Raw genomic sequence first — 16510 nt, 5'->3', positions numbered from 1 at the left:
AACCGTCGTGACGGTCCCCGTTTCCATATAATGCTCGTAACGGAGGAAGGTATTCCGCTTATGGCGTGAAGTAACTCACTCGAGATTCGAATCCTGCGGGACAACTGATTCAGTGCCGTGGTGGGTAACTCGCCGGGTACGCCCAATATCGGTTCGGCACCCAACCGCCGGCACGGGTGCGTGACTGTCAACGGCACTCAGCCGCCCGCTGAAGGCTCGGGGAGGCGGGGGTGTAAGGTGGCTCGTTGGCGTGCGGTACGGCCGGGTAACCGGTTGTCCCACGAGCCCCGGGTCTCCACCGGCCGCCGGGAATCAGCTCGACCTCACGCTTGGCTGGCAAAACCTACGACAGACAGGGATGCACTGTGCCTACGTACAGCCCCAAGGGCGGTGACGTGACCCGCAAGTGGTACGTCATCGACGCCACTGACGTAGTGCTCGGCCGTCTTTCCGTGCAGGCTGCCAACCTGCTGCGTGGCAAGACCAAGCCGACCTACGCCCCGAACGTGGATGGTGGCGACTTCGTCATCATCATCAACGCGGACAAGGTCGCCGTCTCCGGCAACAAGCGTGAGGACAAGGTCCTCTACACCCACTCCGGCCACCCCGGTGGTCTGAAGGGTCGTACCGTGGGCCAGATCCTGGACACCCGCCCCGACCGTCTGGTCGAGCGTGCCGTCAAGGGCATGATCCCGAAGAACAAGCTGGGCAACCAGATCATTCGCAAGCTGAAGGTCTACGCGGGCCCGAACCACCCGCACGCCGCCCAGCAGCCCATCCCCTTCGAGATCAAGCAGGTGGCCCAGTGACCGCTCCTGAGGAATTCAACGACGACTACGTCGTCGAGGACACGGCCGTGGAGGTCGTCGAGGAGGGTGACGGTTACGAGGCCGACGCCGAGTACACCGAGACCTTCTCCGCCCCGGTCGTCATCGACCGCCCGGTGCAGACCGTCGGCCGCCGCAAGGAGGCCGTGGTCCGCGTGCGCCTGGTGCCGGGTTCCGGCAACTTCGTGCTGAACGGCCGCACCATCGAGGATTACTTCCCGAACAAGGTGCACCAGCAGCTGGTGAAGTCCCCGCTGGTCACCGTCGAGCGCACCGAGACCTTCGACGTGCACGCCCGCCTGGTCGGCGGCGGCCCGTCCGGTCAGGCCGGCGCCCTGCGCCTCGCCATCGCGCGTGCCCTCATCGAGGTCACCCCGGAGGACCGTCCCGCCCTCAAGCGTGCCGGCTTCCTGACCCGTGACCCGCGTGCCACCGAGCGCAAGAAGTACGGCCTCAAGAAGGCCCGCAAGGCGCCTCAGTACTCGAAGCGCTGATATTGCGCCGTCGGGCTCTACCGTGCCCGGTCCTTCCGGGGCCGGGCACGGTACGGTCTACGCGGCAACCTGTACGAGAGCAGGCTCCCCGCAACGGTTTTCACAACCGTTGCCCCTTATTTCCTGGACGCACTCCGCCGCGGAACGCGGTGGAGTGCGAGAGTCCAGGGGAGGGCCGGAAGCCTGCTCTCGTGCTGTATCGACCAGACCAGCAGGGGTGTTGAGGTAATGGGACGTTTGTTCGGCACCGATGGTGTGCGCGGGCTCGCCAATGAATCGTTGAGTCCGGAACTGGCGCTGCAGGTTTCGGCCGCCGCCGCCCAGGTTCTGAGTCGGGGGAAGAAGCGCGCGCTGGCCGTCGTCGGCCGCGACCCGCGCGCCAGCGGCGAGATGCTGGAGGCCGCCGTCACCGCGGGCCTCACCGCCGCCGGTGTGGACGTGCTGTCGGTCGGCGTGCTGCCGACACCCGCCGTCGCCTACCTGACCGGCCTGTACGACGCCTGCCTGGGCGTCATGATCTCCGCCTCGCACAACCCCATGCCGGACAACGGCATCAAGATCTTCGCCGCGGGTGGCCACAAGCTGGACGACGCCATCGAGGACCGCATCGAGGCGCTCATCGCCGAGGGTGCCTTCACCCGCCCCACCGGGGCCGCGATCGGACGGGTGCTCGGCCATCCCGGACTCGGTGGGCACGTCTACGACGTGCACGACCGCTTCAGCCTGGAAGGCACCCACGAGCGCTACGTCGAGCACCTGGTCCAGGCCACCGGCCGCGATCTGCGCGGGCTCACCGTCGTGGTGGACTGCGCGAACGGCGCGGCCTCCGAGGTCGGGCCCACCGCCTACCGCGAGGCGGGCGCCACGGTCATCGCCATCAATGCCGAGCCCGACGGCCTGAACATCAATGACGGCTGTGGCTCCACGCATCTGGAGCAGGTCCAGCGTGCCGTCCGCGAGCACGGCGCGGACCTCGGCCTCGCGCACGACGGCGACGCCGACCGCTGCCTGGCCGTGGACGCCACCGGCGCGGTCGTCGACGGCGACGCCATCATGGCCATCCTCGCCCTGGCCATGCGGGACTCCGGTGACCTGGTGCAGAACACCCTGGTCGCCACCGTCATGAGCAATCTCGGCCTGCACATCGCCATGCGCGAGGCCGGAATCACCATGCGCACCACCGCCGTCGGCGACCGCTACGTCCTCGAGGACCTGCGCGCGGGCGGCTACACCCTGGGCGGCGAGCAGTCCGGCCACGTGGTCTTCCCCCGGTTCGGCACCACCGGCGACGGCGTCCTGACCGGCCTGAAGCTGATGGCCCGCATGGCCGAAACCGGCCGCGGCCTGGCGGAATTGGCGAGCATCGTGCAGACCGTCCCGCAGGTGCTGGTGAACGTCCCGGTCACCGACAAGGCGGCGGTCGCGGCCGCGCCGTCGGTGCTGGAAGCCGTCGCCGAAGCCGAGCGCCTGCTGGGCGATACCGGACGAATCCTGTTGCGCCCCAGTGGAACCGAACAGCTGGTCCGCGTCATGGTGGAGGCGACCGACTCCACCCGGGCGCATGATCTGGCCGACAACCTCGCCAAGCTGGTCGCCGCCGTCTGAGTAGCCCCTGTCGCCCCGGCATGCCGAATCGCATGCCGGGAGCACGGGGTCAGTGCGTTTCGGTGAGCTGCCCGCCGTCCATGTGCCAGCGGCGGGTGGCCCGGACATTGTCGAGCATGCGACGGTCGTGGGTGACCAGGAGGACTGTGCCCTCGAAGGATTCGACGGCCTGCTCCAGCTGCTCGATGGCGGGCAGGTCCAGATGGTTGGTGGGCTCGTCCAGGACGAGCAGGTTCACGCCGCGGGCCTGGAGCAGGGCCAGTGCGGCGCGGGTGCGCTCGCCGGGGGAGAGAGTGTCGTTGGGGCGCAGCACATGTGGGCCGCGCAGGCCGAACTTGGCGAGCAGGGTGCGGACGTCGGACTCGTTCCAGTCGGGCACCTGGGCGCTGAAAGTATCTGCCAGGGTGGCGGTTCCGCGGAACAGGCCGCGCGCCTGATCGACCTCGCCGATCGCGACGCCCGAGCCGAGGGCGGCGGATCCGCTGTCCGGCTTCGTCTTTCCGAGCAGCAGCGACAGCAGCGTGGACTTGCCGGAACCGTTGGCGCCCGTCAGCACGATGCGGTCGCCCCAATCCACCTGCACCGTCACCGGTCCGAGGGTGAAGTCGCCGCGGCTCACGGTGGCGCCCGACACGGTCGCCACCACCGAGCCGCTGCGCGGGGCGGCGGCGATGGACATGCGCAGCTCCCACTCCTTGCGCGGTTCCTCCACCGTGTCCAGGCGTTCGATGCGTTTGAGGGTCTGCTTGACCTTGGCAGCCTGTTTCTCGGTGGATTCCGCGCGGGCCTTGCGACCCATCTTGTCGGAGTCCACCTTCGCCTTGCGGCGGGCATTGCGGACGCCGTGTTCCATCCAGTTGCGCTGCATATTGGCGCGCGCTTCCAGACCGGACCTGGTGTCGGCGTACTCGTCGTAGGCCTCGCGCGCGTGCCGGCGCGCGATCGCCCGCTCCTCCAGGTAGGACTCGTAACTGCCGTCGTAGACGCCGACCTGCTGCTGCGCCAGATCCAGTTCCACGATGCGATTCACGGTGCGCGCCAGGAACTCCCGGTCGTGGCTGATCACCATGAGGGGCTCGCGGACGCCGGTCACGAACTGCTCGAGCCGGGCCAGGCCGTCGAGATCCAGATCATTGGTCGGCTCGTCGAGCAGCAGGATGTCGAAGCGCGACAACAGGACCGAGGCCAGCCCGGCGCGCGCGGCCTGACCGCCGGAGAGCACGGTCATGGTGGTGTCGAGGCCGTGCGGGAGGCTCTCGGCCAGGCCGAGATCGGCGGCCACCTCCTCGGCGCGCTGTTCCAGGTCCGCGCCGCCGAGGGCGAGCCAGCGTTCCAGGGCGGGGGAGTACTCGTCGTCGCCGCCGTCGGCGAGGCGTTCGGCGGCGGCGTCCATGAGCTGCTGGGCGGCGGCCACACCGGTACGGCGGCGCAGGAATTCGAGCACGGTCTCGCCGGCCAGGCGCTCGGGTTCCTGGGCCAGGTAGCCGACGGTGGCGTCGGGCGGGCTCAGCACGATCTCGCCCTCGTGGGCGTGACCGTCGGCGAGCATGCGCAGCAGGGTGGACTTCCCGGCGCCGTTCACGCCGACCAGCCCGATCACGTCGCCCGGGGCGAGGATCAGGTCCAGGTCGGAGAACAGAATCCGCTCACCGTGTCCGGCGGCCAGGCCGCGCGCATGCAGAGTGGTGCTCACCAGGGCGATTCTGCCGTGTTCGGGGTGGCACCCTGACTCCGGCCCTCGGAAAGTTCAGGGTCGTATTGGGGCGCGTGACCGATGTGCGCCGAGATCGAACTGGGCACAGTGGGAGACATGACGACACAGTTTCCGACTCCGGCCCCCAAGCGACTGACCCGCTCCGCCAGCGACAAATGGATCGGCGGCGTGTGCGGCGGCCTCGCCCGGTACTTCGGCTGGAACGCCAACCTCGTTCGCGCCCTGTTCGTGGCGTCCTGCCTGCTGCCCGGACCGCAGTTCCTCATCTACATCGCGCTGTGGATCGTGATCCCGAAGCAGTGAGTTGTGCACAGGCCGCGAGTTGTCCACATTCGTGATCGAGGGTGATGCGGGTGCCTCGGCAAAGTGACAGGATGAGAGCCACGTCACAGCGGAGGAGTGCACATTATGGTCACATCGGGTGATCTGCCAGGATTGGAACTGCCGGATCTCGACGCGCACACGGAGCTCGGCGGGCTCGGCGCGGTCGAGTTATCGCACCCCACGCAGGATCTCGACGGTGACGGTCTGCTCGACACCGTGACCACCAGCACCGATCACGCCATGCAGGTGTGGACGGATCTGGATCACGACGGCTACGCCGATCATGTGACCGTGGTGGACAGCGGCGGGGACTTCTCGGCCTGGGAGTTCCACCACAATCCGGACGGCACCACCGAGTGGGTGCGCATGGACGTAGGGCACCTCGGCGGCACATAGCCGGGGCGGCGGGGGTTTTCACGGCATCGAGATTCGAGGGGGAGCAATGAGTGAATCCGGCGATTTCGGCGTGCGCATTGCGGCCCTGCACGACGGGGCCACCACCTTGCGTGACAATGCGGCGGCCCTGGGACAGCATGCCCGTAGGGTCGGCGAATATGCCTTCGGCATCGGCAGGGACGAAGCCGGGCGCAACTATTCGGCGCAGGGCATTGCCGTGCACCAGGGGTTCGAGCGCGCGGCCGCCTGTCTGCGCTACTGGGGCGCGGCGGCCTCCGCCACCGCCGAGGTATTCGACCGCGCCGCCACCGAATACGCGCGCCTGGACCGTGAACACGCCGCCGCACTCACGCGGGTGGGCCGATGAGCTTCGATCCCACCGGCAAGAGCGTCGACCAGATTCTCGACTACGGTGCGCCCGGCCTCCAGTACTGGGAACACTTTCTGCCCCTGTACACCAAGGCATTCGGCGTACCGCAGGGGCTCGGCCTCGCCGACCTCTATGCCCGCTACGACGAGCAGCGAGGCGCGGATCTCATCGAGTTCGACACTGCCCGAACGGAACTGGACAGAGCGCTCACGGATGCCGAGTCGCGTTGGTCGTCGCATCAGGCGATCGCGCAAGCCTTGCCCACCGCCTGGACCGGCGCCACCGGCACCGAGGCGCTCACCATCGTGAATTCCCAACTGCGCCAGGCCCGCGACGATCTCGACACCATCCTCGCCGCCTCCACCGCCATCGCCGCCGCCCTGGACCCCCTCCGTGACTCGGTCCTCGCCAAGGCCGAACACACCCTCGCCCTGCTCGAACCCACTCCGGACGGCGGAGGCCGCCTCATCATCGACGGCAAAACCCTGGACGACATCGAAGCCCTCGACACCACCGACCCCTGGCTCACCGGCACGTTCCGTGCCGACGTCGATCACAAACTCGCGGCTTTCACCGCCGCATGCGCCGCCACGAACGAGGCCTTCGAATCCCACTACCGCACCATCGTCACAGCCCTGGCCCAGGTCATCGACCATCCCTACCCACAACCGGCCCAAGCCCTGCTGCCCCGGCCCGAGGAGAACCCGGTCCCGAGTATTCCCACGCCCCAGCCCCTTCCAGCGCCGCAGTCGTACCCAGCGACAACCCCGCCAACATCGCACCCCCAGCCGTCGCAGCCGGTCGTCCCACCTGGATACCCGCCGTCATCGGGTGGGGCAAGCACACCCGACCCGGCCCAGCCGCAGTCTCCGGATCGAGCCCAGCCGTCCACCGTCGCACCGGAATCCCTGCCTGGTCGAGCGGGTTCCACCGCACCGGCCGCCGAGACGCGACCGGCGGGAGCTGCGGACCTCAGCGGTGCGGAGCCCGATGGTCCCGCGGGCTCGGCGGACACTGGAACCGCAGCAGTCCCGGATCTGGCCGAGCAGCGGTCCGACCAGTTCGGCCGGACCCTGAAGGACACTCTCACCCACCTTGAAAAGGGCCTCCAGCAGGGCATTTCCGCCGCCATCGAGAAGCTCGGCGCGCTCACGGGCCAGACGCCGCCATCGCCCGGTGAATCCGAGGCCACACCCGATCCCGAGCCCGAACCGGATCACTCGGATAACCCGGCTCTCCCGTCCGGCCGACTCGAATTCGATCTGTCCGGAAAGCATTTCGTCCTCGAACGCACCCCTACAGGCGACCTGACCCTCGCCGTGACCGACGAATCCGGCCAAACCAACACCTACACTCTGTCTTTCGATCAGAACGGCACCCCCGTTCTCACCACCGACGACCCCGCCCATGGCCCTACCGCACCCGCCAGCGATGCCCACCCGGATCCGGTCCCACCCGCCCAGGCGGACGCGCCGCCCGCGACGGATGGCGGCGCAATGCCCGGTCCGGACTGCGTACCCCACACCTGCACAGTTCCTGACCCGCCGACCGCCGCACCGAATCCCTGCCCCGAACCCACCACGAATCAGTCTGCGCCGCTGGGGATTCCGCTCCCACCCGCCGCCGGGGACGGTGTGCCGTCGGGCTGCACCCAGCCGCCCACCCCCGATCCCACTCCGGACCAGACTGCGGGCGGTTGCGCGCCGCCGACCCCGCCCGTGCCAACCGACCAGACACCCGTTCCCGCACACCCGCTCGAAAACCCCGCGCCGCCAACAACTACGGGTCAACCCGGATCCGACGCGCCACACTCCGACGCCACGCCCTGGTCAGCGGAGCCGCACACGCCGCTGGAGATCCCGGAGGGAGGTCTCGAAATACCCGAGACCACCGAACCTCTCGCGCCGTAATCGTCGTCGTGCCGGTGCTGCCTGGACTCTGCGCGAGGACCGGTCCCGCACCCTGCGCTGCCGTAAGCGGGAACCCCGTGGCTCGGCGCGCTCGTGAATCCGGTTCCCGCGCTGGGGAGTCCGGACGGACTGGCGGCGAGTGCCGTGGGAGGGGTCGAGTGCCCCAGCGAGGGAACCGGCTGTGCCGCCCCCAGAATCGCTCGAGGCCACCCGCGGAATCGCTCGAGCCGAGCGTGCGTTGGCCGCCCCGGGTTACTTGCGGAGGGCCTGGATGAGTTGGAGGACCGGGAGTTTCTGGGGCTGCTCGGGCTCTTCCTCGATGGCGTTGGGGTCCACGAGCTGGGTGTGGGGGAGGGCGGCTTCGGGGTCGGCGAAGGGCTTGTACTTCTTGTCGCCGAGGACGGTGTAGTTGAGGTAGCCGACCAGCAGGGCTCGGGTGAGGCGTTCGGTTTTGGGTTCGTGTTTGCCGGCGCCGAGGGCGGCGAGGGCGCGGCGGCCCTCGATCATGCCGTTGTGGCCGGCCTTGTCGAGCGAGCGCAGGATCGCGCCCTCGCCCCAGGCGGCGGCCAGCGGGATGGCGTCGGAGCTGACCGAGTCGATATCGGTGGCGCCGGCCAGGATCAGGGCCGGAGCGTCGATCTTGGGGGCCAGGGCCTCGGCGGAGGGCGCGGTGGGGGACGGGTACAGGGCCGCGACGGCGGCGACGTCGCGCTGGGAGGCGGCGATGACGGCCGCGCCCGCACCCATGCCGTGCCCGGCCAGGGTCAGCCGCTTCGGGTCCACGCTGACATTGCCCGCGCCCAACCGCACCCCGGCGCAGATGTCGAGGGTGGTCAGCAGATCCGTCGCGAGGTTCAGGTGCGAGGGGATGGGTCCGCGCTCGGTGTCGGGCGCCGCGGCGACATACCCCCAGGAGGCCAGGTGCTCCAGCAGTCGGCGGTAGTTGCCGACCCCGGTCAGCCACCCGTGCCCGAACGCCACCGCGGGCAGGTTGAGTCCCTTCCCGGGCGTGTACACCACGCCGGGCAGCCCGGCGATGCCGAGATTCCCGCGCAGCACCTCGTGCGGGCCACGCAGGGTCAGAGTGCTCAGGAGCGATTTCACAGACGCCGACACGGAGATGAACTTAGTCGGTAATGGCCCGAGATGCTTCAAGCGCACAAGGTTCGCGGCCCGCCTCGTTCTGGACTACGGCTTGATCGACCTCCGCCTTGGAGCGGGGGAGCGAAGCGGAGGAGGGAAGAACGAGACCTTCGCTCCACCTCCCTGCGCTTGGGCCGCGAACCCGCCCAGAGCGAAGCGGAGGACGAATTGGATACAGCTACGCTAGGGGGCCATGTGCGGAATCGTGGGGTATGTGGGGTACCGGAATGCGCTCGGCGTGGTGGTCGATGCGTTGCGCCGCATGGAATATCGAGGTTACGACTCCGCGGGAGTGGCGATCCTGAACGGCGCGGGCGGCCTCGCGGTGGAGCGCAAGGCCGGGCGCCTGGCCAATCTGGAGGCGGAGCTCGCCGAGACCGGCCGGGACCGATTCGCCGGATCGACCGGCATGGGTCACACCCGCTGGGCCACGCACGGCGCGCCGACCGATCGCAATGCCCACCCGCATCGCGATGGCACGGGCCGGGTCGCGGTGGTGCACAACGGGATCATCGAGAACTTCGCCCCGCTGCGCCGCGAGCTGGAGGCGGCGGGCGTCGAGCTGGGCAGCGACACCGACACCGAGGTGGCGGTGCACCTGGTGGCCCGCGCCTACGCGGCCGGGGACACCGCCGGTGATTTCATCGCCTCCGCGCTCGCGGTGGTGCGCCGCCTGGAGGGCGCGTTCACTCTGGTCTTCTCGCACGCCGACCACCCGGGCACCATCGTGGCCGCCCGCCGCTCGACCCCACTGGTGGTGGGTGTCGGCCAGGGCGAGATGTTCATCGCCTCGGACGTGACCGCCTTCATCGAACACACCCGAGAGGCAGTCGAACTCGGCGAGGACCAGGCCGTGGTCATCACCGCCGACGGCTACCGGGTCACCGACTTCACCGGCGCGACCGACGGCGTCCGGTTCCGTCCGTTCACCATCGACTGGGATCTGGCCGCCGCCGAGAAGGGCGGCCACGACTACTTCATGCTCAAGGAGATCCAGGAGCAGCCCGCCGGCGTCGCCGACACCCTGATCGGCCACTACGCGGGCGGCCGGATCATTCTGGACGAGCAGCGGCTGGCCGATCAGGAGCTGCGCGAGTTCGACAAGGTCTTCGTGGTCGCCTGCGGCAGTTCGTATCACGCGGGCCTGCTGGCCAAGTACGCCATCGAGCACTGGACCCGGTTGCCCGTGGAGGTCGAGCTGGCCAGCGAATTCCGTTACCGCGACCCGGTTCTGGACCGCTCCACCCTGGTGGTCGCCATCTCGCAGTCCGGCGAGACCGCCGACACGCTGGAGGCCGTGCGCCACGCCAAAGAGCAGAAGGCGCGAGTCCTGGCCATCTGCAATACCAATGGCGCGCAGATCCCGCGCGAGTCCGATGCGGTGCTCTACACCCGCACCGGCCCGGAGATCGGCGTGGCCTCGACCAAGGCGTTCCTGGCCCAGATCACCGCCAACTATCTGGTCGGCCTGGCGCTGGCGCAGGCGCGGGGCACCAAGTATCCGGACGAGGTGGCGCGCGAGTTCGCCGAACTGGAGTCCATGCCGAAACTCGTTGCCCAGGTGCTGGAGTCGGCCGACCGGGTGCGCGAGATCGCCCGCCAGTTCGCGCACGTCCCGACCGTGCTGTTCCTGGGCCGCCATGTCGGCTACCCGGTCGCCCTGGAGGGCGCGCTGAAGCTCAAGGAACTGGCCTACATGCACGCCGAGGGTTTCGCGGCGGGCGAGCTCAAGCACGGTCCGATCGCCCTCATCGAGGACGGGCTGCCGGTCTTCGTGGTCATGCCCTCCCCGAAGGGCCGCGCGGTGCTGCATTCCAAGCTGCTCAGCAATATCCGGGAGATCCAGGCGCGCGGCGCGCGCACCATCGTCATCGCCGAGGAGGGCGACGACACGGTGCGCCCGTTCGCCGACCACCTGATCGAAATCCCGTCGGCCCCAACGCTGTACCAGCCGCTGCTGTCCACGGTTCCGCTGCAGATCTTCGCCGCCGAGGTGGCTCAGGCCCGCGGCTACGACGTCGACAAGCCGCGCAACCTGGCCAAGTCGGTCACCGTCGAATAGCCGCGCGGCTACTGGACGGTGACCGTGCCCTTCATGTCCGGGTGCAGCGGGCACAGATAGCGGTAGGTGCCGGGCGTGGTGAAGGTGTGGCTCCACTCGCCCTTGTGGATGATCGGGCTGTTGATGCCCAGCGCGACATCGCCGATGCCCTGCACGGCGTGCGGGGCGCGGTCGTCGAACTTCCAGGTCACGGTGTCCCCGGCCTTGACGGTGATATCGGCCGGGGAGAACTTCATGTCCCTCACCTCGACGGTCACCGCGGCGGCAACCGCCGGACCGGTGGTGGTGGCCGTCGCGGAGGCGGCCGGAGCGGCCGTGGTCGAGGTGGCCGCGGTCTTCGAGCCTTCCGACGAGCAGCCCCCGGCCACCAGCGCTCCGGCCACGACGGCGACGAGAAGCAGGACACGCGAAGACGACTGGCGACGGATCGACATGCCAGCCAGGTTAGTACCCGGCGATAGCGTGCCATTCGCGGGCACCGCGCTGACCTGCGCCGCGGCTCCCCAGGCGTAGTCTCCTGAAGCGCAGGCAATCACATCCGGGAGGCGATCATGACCGCACCGGCGGTGCGCGGGTACTACACGGCCGACGAGGTCCGCGCCGCGGAGGCCGAGCTGTTCACCAGGGTGCCCGAGGGAATGCCCATGCGGCGCGCCGCCTTCGGCCTCGCCGACGTGGTGGCGCGGGAGCTGCGCGAACGCACCGGTGGCGTCGCCGGTCGCGCGGTGACCCTGCTGGTCGGGTCGGGCGACAATGGCGGCGACGCGCTGTGGGCGGGCTCGTTCCTGCGGCGGCGCGGGGTCGCGGTGCGGGCGGTCCTGCTGGTACCGGAGCGCGCCCACGCGGCGGGCCTGGCGGCCTTGCGCCGGGCGGGCGGGCGGATTCTCGCCGTCACCGCCACCGCCGAGGAACTGCGGGAATCGGATCCGCCAGGGCTGCTGCACCACGTCGACACCGGCACCTCCGTGCCCTATCGGGTCGCTCGGTTGCTGGGCGCGCCGGATCTGGTGGTGGACGGCATCGTCGGCATCTCCGGTCGTGGCCCGCTGCGCCCGGTGGCGGCCGAACTGGTTGCGGGCGTGCGCTGTCCGATCATCGCCGCCGACCTCCCCTCCGGCGTCGATACCGATACCGGAGCCGTGACCGGTCCGGCCGTCCGCGCGGACGTCACCGTCACCTTCGGCGCCCGCAAGCCGGTGCACGCCCTCGCCGCGCCGCACTGCGGCCGAATCGAGCTGGTGCCCATCGGATTACGACTGCCCGAGGCGAATCTCATCGCGCTGGAACCGCGGGCGGTCGGCGCGGGCTGGCCGGTCCCGGGCCCCTCCGACGACAAGTACACCCAGGGCGTCACCGGCGTCTGCGCGGGCAGCGGCACCTATCCGGGCGCCGCCGTGCTGTCCACGGGTGGCGCGGTCGCCGCCACCTCGGGCATGGTGCGCTACGCGGGCACCGGCGCGGAACAGGTCCTCGCCCATTTCCCGGAAGTGATTGCCGCCGAGACCATTTCCGCGACCGGCCGGGTCCAGTCCTGGGTCTTCGGCCCGGGCGCGGGCACCGACGCCGCCGCCCGCGACCGGCTGGCCGAGATCCTGGCCACCGACCTGCCCGTGGTGGTGGACGCCGACGGCCTCACCCTGCTCGCCGCCGAACCCGGCCTGGTCACCGGCCGCGCCGCCCCGACCGTCCTCACCCCGCACGCCGGCGAATTCGCCCGCCTGACCGGTGCCGAACCCGGCCCCGACCGTGTCGCCGCCGTCCGCAAACTCGCCGAATCCTGGCAGGTGACAGTGCTTTTGAAGGGCCGCGCCACCCTGATCGCGGGCCCCGGCGTCCCGGTCTTCGTCAATGAGGCGGGTGGCTCGTGGGCCGCCACGGCCGGTTCCGGTGACGTCCTGTCCGGCATCGTCGGTGCTCTCCTGGCCCGCGGCCTCCACCCGTCCTGGGCCGCCGCGGCCGCGGCGCGCGCCCACTCCCTGGCCGCGAATCTCGCCGCCCACGCCACCACGTCCGCGGGAGCCCCGATCTCCGCCTCCCCGTTGCTCTCCCACGTCCGCGAGGCCATCGGCACCCTCCGGGAGCTCGCCGTCGGCGACTTCACGCAGCCGTACCGGTAGCGGCGGCACGCAGGGCGGTCCGCGCGGCTGTGACAATCGGATGGGCGCCGGTGCCGCGGCGGTAGGCGAGGTGGGTGCGGCGGCGGGCCGGCAGCGCGGTGAGGGTGACGCCCGGGGGTGTCGAGCGGACGCCCAGGTCGGGGACGAGTGCTACGCCCTGGCCCGCGGCGACGAGCGCGAGCACGGTGCCGAAGTCGTCGGCGTGGTGGCGGATGCGCGGGGTGAATCCCGCGGCGAGACAGGCGCGGACCGTCATCTCGTGGCAGAGGGTGCCGGGCGTACCCGCGATCCACGGCGAATCGGACTGTGCGGCAAGCGGTCCGGGCTCGCGGGCGGCCAGGTGGATGGTTTCCTCGAACAGCGGCTCGGTGTCGAGTCCGGGTTCGGGTGCGAGGGGAACGTAGTCGTACTCCTGCAGCAGCGCGATATCGAGGGTCTCGGCCCGCAGGGCAGCGGGGGCGGCCGCCGGATCCAGTTCGGTGACAAGCAGTTCCAGCCGCGGATGGTCGCGGCTCAGCGATACCAGCGCTGGGGAGAGGATGGCGTGCACGGCGGTCGGGAACGCGCCGATCCGCAGGGTGCCCGTGAGTTCGTGCCGGGCGGAGGCGAGTTCGGCGGTGGCCTGTTCCAGCACGGACAGGATGGTCTCGGTGTGCTCGACCAGCCGCAGCGCGGCCGGCGTGAGGGTGACGCTGCGCCCGGTGCGTTCCAGCAGCGGCACCCTGGCCTCCCGTTCGAGCGCGGTGAGCTGCTGGGACACCGCCGACGGCGTGTAGGTCAGGGCCTCGGCGACCGCGGCGATGGTCTTGCGGTGCGCGAGCTCGCGGAGCAGGCGCAGACGGCGGACATCCAGCATCAGCTGATCTTATGCTCGGACGAAGAAACGTGAAATAGACCTGAAGCCCGGCATCGATCACGCTGGTCGCATGACATTCACCGGCCTATATGTGCCCCTGGTCACGCCCTTCACCGCCGACGGCGACCTGGCGGCCGACGCCCTGGAAGCGCTCGCCCACGAGGTCCTCGACGCCGGCGCGGCGGGCCTGGTCGCGCTCGGCACCACCGGCGAACCCGCCACCCTGACCGCGGCCGAGCAGGCCCGGGTCATCGATATCTGCGCGAACGTCTGCCGCGAGCGCGCCGCCGCCCTCATCGTCGGCGCCGGCTCCAACACGACCCTCGACTCAGCGCGTGCCCTCGCCACCCTCGACCCGCGCGCCACCGCCGCCCTCGCGGTCGTCCCCTACTACTTGCGACCGTCGGAAGCCGGCGTGGTGGAACATTTCCGGACCCTCGCCGCCGCCAGCCCGGTGCCGCTGCTGATCTACCACATCCCGTACCGCACGGCCCTGCCCCTCAGCGCCGACACCCTGCTCCGCCTGGCCGAACTGCCGAATGTCGCGGGCTTCAAATACACCGCGGGCGGCATCGACGACACCACGATCGCCTTCATGTCCCGGGTGCCCGGCCATACCTCGGTGCTCGCGGGCGACGATCTGTATGCCGCCCCGCTGCTGGCCCTGGGCGCGTCGGGCGCGATTCTCGCCTGTGCGAACGTGGCGCCCGCCGCCTACGCCGACCTGATCGCCGCCTGGCGCCGGGGCGAACTGGAATCCGGCCGCGAACTCGGCAACCGCCTGGCTCCGCTGGCCGCCGCCCTGTTCACCGAACCCAATCCCGTTGTCGTGAAGGCGGTTCTGGCCGCCCAGGGCCGCATCCCCACCCCGGCCGTCCGGCTGCCGCTGCTCCCGGCAAACGATGGATCGTTGTCCGCCGCGTTAGCGGCGATTGCCGCTGCGAAGGTGACAACTGATTTCGTGAGGGCCGGGTAACTCACCGGGTACGCCCAAAATCGGTGTGGCACCCAACCGCCGGCACGGGTGCGCGACGGTCAACGGCTCTCAGCTGTCCGCTGAAGGCTCGGGGAGGCGGGGTGGCAGTATCGAGGGCGTGAACAAGCCAGACCCACAGGTGGAGATCGTCGTCGACCTGGATGCCATTGCCCACAATGTGCGCATCCTGGCCGAGCACGCCGGGGACGCCGCGGTCATGGTCGTGGTCAAGGCGGACGGGTACAACCACGGTGCGGCCGAGGTGGCGCGGGCGGCCCTGGCGGCGGGCGCGCGGGAACTCGGCACCACCACCGTCGGCGAGGCGGTGGAGCTGCGGGCCGCGGGGATCACCGCACCGATCCTGTGCTGGCTCAACACCTCCGACACCGACTACGCGAGCGCCATCGCCGCCGATATCGAAATCGGCGTCTCCGCGCTCACGCAGCTCGAGGGCGTGGCACAGGCGGCGCGGCAGCTCGGCCGGACCGCCACCGTGAGTCTCAAGGTGGACACCGGGCTCAACCGCAACGGCATCCCCACCGCCGAATTCCCCGAGGTGCTCGACCTGCTCGGGCGGCTGGTGGCCGAGGAGACGGTGCGCTTCCGCGCCATCTTCTCCCACCTCGCGCTCGCCGACGAACCGCGGCATCTGGTCAACGACCTGCAGCGCGAACGGTTCCTGGAGTTCATCGCCACCGCCAAGGAGCACGGCCTGCAGCCGGAACTGGTGCACCTGGCGAATTCCGCTGCCGCACTGACCCGTCCGGACCTCGCCTTCGACATGGTGCGCCCCGGCATCGCCGTGTACGGCCTGTCACCGATCCCGGAGCTGTCCGATTTCGGCCTGCGTCCGGCCATGACCTTCCGCGCCCGGGTGCTCCGGGTGAAGCGGGTCGCGGCGGGGGAGGGCGTGTCCTACGGCCACGAGTGGACCGCCGACCGCGACACCACGGTCGCCCTCGTTCCGGCCGGCTACGCCGACGGTGTGCCGCGCCTGCTGGGCGGCCGATTCTCGGTGGCGCTGGGCGGCGTCCGCTACCCGCAGATCGGCCGGGTCTGCATGGATCAGATCGTGGTGGACCTGGGTGAGAACGAAGCCGGGGTCCGGGCGGGTGACACCGCGGTGCTGTTCGGTGGTGAGCCCGCTCACCCGCACGCCCAAGAGTGGGCCGACACGCTCGGCACCATCAACTACGAGATCGTCTGCAACCCCCGCGGCCGCGTGGTCCGTACCCACGTCGGCGGTGATCGGTGACCGATCACCGCATGCTCGCCACCGTCGAGGACACCGAGGCGCTGGGCCGCGAGCTCGCCGAACAACTGCATGCCGGGGATCTGGTGATCCTCGACGGCCCGCTGGGCGCGGGCAAGACCGCGCTCACCCGCGGCATCGCCGCCGGGCTGGGTGTCGAAGGACGGGTCAGCTCACCGACTTTCATCATCGCCCGCCAGCACCGCGCCGGAACCCACCCGGGTGCGGTGGCGCTCGTGCACGTGGACGCCTACCGGCTCGGCGGCGACCTCGACGAACTCGACGCCCTCGACCTGGACACCGATCTCGACCACGCCGTGGTGGTGGTCGAATGGGGGCTGGGCGTGGCCGAACACCTGTCCGATCGCCATCTGCGCGTGCAGCTGCGCCGCGAACCCGAGTCCGATGTGCGCACCGCCGAATGGGAGTGGGTCGCCGCGAATTGAAACCGGACCGGAAAAGTC

The 16510-nt window shown here is 70.1% G+C and carries 16 protein-coding genes; 12 read left to right on the top strand and 4 right to left on the bottom strand.

Translation table 11 applies throughout. The features are described from left to right. Positions 1 to 365: 365 nt before the first annotated feature. The 3 genes from rplM to glmM all read left to right on the top strand — a co-directional run bounded on the left by rplM (position 366) and on the right by glmM (position 2926). Entirely contained in the window at positions 366 to 809 is a 444-nt protein-coding gene (gene rplM, locus AB0L60_RS00870) for a 50S ribosomal protein L13 (RefSeq protein WP_326309446.1), read from the top strand. Beyond that, positions 806 to 1321 carry a 30S ribosomal protein S9 gene (gene rpsI, locus AB0L60_RS00865; RefSeq protein ID WP_364605411.1) on the top strand — a complete coding sequence of 172 codons (516 nt, stop codon included), beginning with the start codon at positions 806 to 808 and terminating at the stop codon, positions 1319 to 1321. The genes rplM and rpsI overlap by 4 nt, the downstream gene beginning before the upstream one ends. 228 nt (positions 1322 to 1549) lie before the next feature. Continuing rightward, entirely contained in the window at positions 1550 to 2926 is a 1377-nt protein-coding gene (gene glmM / locus AB0L60_RS00860) for a phosphoglucosamine mutase (RefSeq protein WP_364605410.1), read from the top strand. A gap of 49 nt (positions 2927 to 2975) precedes the next feature. Here the strand turns inward: glmM and AB0L60_RS00855 are convergent, their stop codons facing one another. Then, positions 2976 to 4619: an ABC-F family ATP-binding cassette domain-containing protein gene (locus tag AB0L60_RS00855; RefSeq protein WP_364605407.1), complete on the bottom strand. Its 1644-nt coding sequence runs from the start codon at positions 4617 to 4619 to the stop codon at positions 2976 to 2978. Positions 4620 to 4736: 117 nt separating this feature from the next. Here AB0L60_RS00855 and AB0L60_RS00850 point away from each other — a divergent pair, with 117 nt between their 5' ends. The 4 genes from AB0L60_RS00850 to AB0L60_RS00835 all read left to right on the top strand — a co-directional run bounded on the left by AB0L60_RS00850 (position 4737) and on the right by AB0L60_RS00835 (position 7640). Next, positions 4737 to 4943, top strand: coding sequence for a PspC domain-containing protein (locus tag AB0L60_RS00850; RefSeq protein WP_364605405.1), 207 nt, complete (start codon positions 4737 to 4739; stop codon positions 4941 to 4943). 105 nt (positions 4944 to 5048) lie between these two features. Then, positions 5049 to 5360, top strand: a complete 312-nt coding sequence (locus AB0L60_RS00845) for a DUF6802 family protein (RefSeq protein WP_364605403.1) — start codon at positions 5049 to 5051, stop codon at positions 5358 to 5360. Between the two features lie 46 nt (positions 5361 to 5406). Beyond that, positions 5407 to 5727, top strand: coding sequence for a hypothetical protein (locus AB0L60_RS00840; protein WP_364605401.1), 321 nt, complete (start codon positions 5407 to 5409; stop codon positions 5725 to 5727). Beyond that, positions 5724 to 7640: a hypothetical protein gene (locus AB0L60_RS00835; protein WP_364605399.1), complete on the top strand. Its 1917-nt coding sequence runs from the start codon at positions 5724 to 5726 to the stop codon at positions 7638 to 7640. The genes AB0L60_RS00840 and AB0L60_RS00835 overlap by 4 nt, the downstream gene beginning before the upstream one ends. Positions 7641 to 7892: 252 nt before the next feature. Here the strand turns inward: AB0L60_RS00835 and AB0L60_RS00830 are convergent, their stop codons facing one another. Beyond that, positions 7893 to 8756: a dienelactone hydrolase family protein gene (locus AB0L60_RS00830; RefSeq protein WP_364605397.1), complete on the bottom strand. Its 864-nt coding sequence runs from the start codon at positions 8754 to 8756 to the stop codon at positions 7893 to 7895. Positions 8757 to 8976: 220 nt separating this feature from the next. Here AB0L60_RS00830 and glmS point away from each other — a divergent pair, with 220 nt between their 5' ends. Continuing rightward, positions 8977 to 10845, top strand: a complete 1869-nt coding sequence (gene glmS, locus AB0L60_RS00825; RefSeq protein ID WP_364605395.1) for a glutamine--fructose-6-phosphate transaminase (isomerizing) — start codon at positions 8977 to 8979, stop codon at positions 10843 to 10845. 8 nt (positions 10846 to 10853) lie between these two features. Here the strand turns inward: glmS and AB0L60_RS00820 are convergent, their stop codons facing one another. Then, on the bottom strand, positions 10854 to 11279 hold the full coding sequence (locus AB0L60_RS00820) for a cupredoxin family copper-binding protein (RefSeq protein WP_364605393.1): 426 nt from the start codon (positions 11277 to 11279) through the stop codon (positions 10854 to 10856). A gap of 132 nt (positions 11280 to 11411) precedes the next feature. Between AB0L60_RS00820 and AB0L60_RS00815 the strand changes: the two genes are divergently transcribed. After that, positions 11412 to 12962: an NAD(P)H-hydrate dehydratase gene (locus AB0L60_RS00815; protein WP_364606695.1), complete on the top strand. Its 1551-nt coding sequence runs from the start codon at positions 11412 to 11414 to the stop codon at positions 12960 to 12962. Here the strand turns inward: AB0L60_RS00815 and AB0L60_RS00810 are convergent. Continuing rightward, positions 12943 to 13818, bottom strand: a complete 876-nt coding sequence (locus AB0L60_RS00810) for a LysR substrate-binding domain-containing protein (protein WP_364605391.1) — start codon at positions 13816 to 13818, stop codon at positions 12943 to 12945. The genes AB0L60_RS00815 and AB0L60_RS00810 overlap by 20 nt on opposite strands. Before the next feature lie 70 nt (positions 13819 to 13888). Here AB0L60_RS00810 and dapA point away from each other — a divergent pair, with 70 nt between their 5' ends. The 3 genes from dapA (at position 13889) to tsaE (ending at position 16492) form a co-directional block, all read left to right on the top strand. Then, positions 13889 to 14794, top strand: a complete 906-nt coding sequence (gene dapA, locus AB0L60_RS00805) for a 4-hydroxy-tetrahydrodipicolinate synthase (protein WP_364605389.1) — start codon at positions 13889 to 13891, stop codon at positions 14792 to 14794. A gap of 118 nt (positions 14795 to 14912) precedes the next feature. Further along, entirely contained in the window at positions 14913 to 16049 is a 1137-nt protein-coding gene (gene alr / locus AB0L60_RS00800) for an alanine racemase (RefSeq protein WP_364605387.1), read from the top strand. 11 nt (positions 16050 to 16060) lie between these two features. Next, entirely contained in the window at positions 16061 to 16492 is a 432-nt protein-coding gene (tsaE, locus tag AB0L60_RS00795) for a tRNA (adenosine(37)-N6)-threonylcarbamoyltransferase complex ATPase subunit type 1 TsaE (protein ID WP_354831590.1), read from the top strand. Positions 16493 to 16510: the final 18 nt, after the last annotated feature.

Origin of the sequence: Nocardia sp. NPDC051981, assembly GCF_040680715.1 — a bacterium.
Taxonomy (GTDB): Bacteria; Actinomycetota; Actinomycetes; order Mycobacteriales; family Mycobacteriaceae; genus Nocardia.
Note: the sequence above shows the minus strand (reverse complement) of the source record. Positions and strands in the feature narration are given on the sequence as shown.

Excerpts from the sequence above, each read along its gene's own strand:
- dapA (WP_364605389.1), top strand. The coding sequence starts at position 13,889 with ATGACATTCACCGGCCTATATGTGCCCCTGGTCACGCCCTTCACCGCC.
- AB0L60_RS00820 (WP_364605393.1), bottom strand. The coding sequence starts at position 11,279 with ATGTCGATCCGTCGCCAGTCGTCTTCGCGTGTCCTGCTTCTCGTCGCC.
- AB0L60_RS00845 (WP_364605403.1), top strand. The coding sequence starts at position 5,049 with ATGGTCACATCGGGTGATCTGCCAGGATTGGAACTGCCGGATCTCGAC.
- AB0L60_RS00850 (WP_364605405.1), top strand. The coding sequence starts at position 4,737 with ATGACGACACAGTTTCCGACTCCGGCCCCCAAGCGACTGACCCGCTCC.
- AB0L60_RS00840 (WP_364605401.1), top strand. The coding sequence starts at position 5,407 with ATGAGTGAATCCGGCGATTTCGGCGTGCGCATTGCGGCCCTGCACGAC.
- glmS (WP_364605395.1), top strand. The coding sequence starts at position 8,977 with ATGTGCGGAATCGTGGGGTATGTGGGGTACCGGAATGCGCTCGGCGTG.
- tsaE (WP_354831590.1), top strand. The coding sequence starts at position 16,061 with ATGCTCGCCACCGTCGAGGACACCGAGGCGCTGGGCCGCGAGCTCGCC.
- glmM (WP_364605410.1), top strand. The coding sequence starts at position 1,550 with ATGGGACGTTTGTTCGGCACCGATGGTGTGCGCGGGCTCGCCAATGAA.
- AB0L60_RS00835 (WP_364605399.1), top strand. The coding sequence starts at position 5,724 with ATGAGCTTCGATCCCACCGGCAAGAGCGTCGACCAGATTCTCGACTAC.
- AB0L60_RS00810 (WP_364605391.1), bottom strand. The coding sequence starts at position 13,818 with ATGCTGGATGTCCGCCGTCTGCGCCTGCTCCGCGAGCTCGCGCACCGC.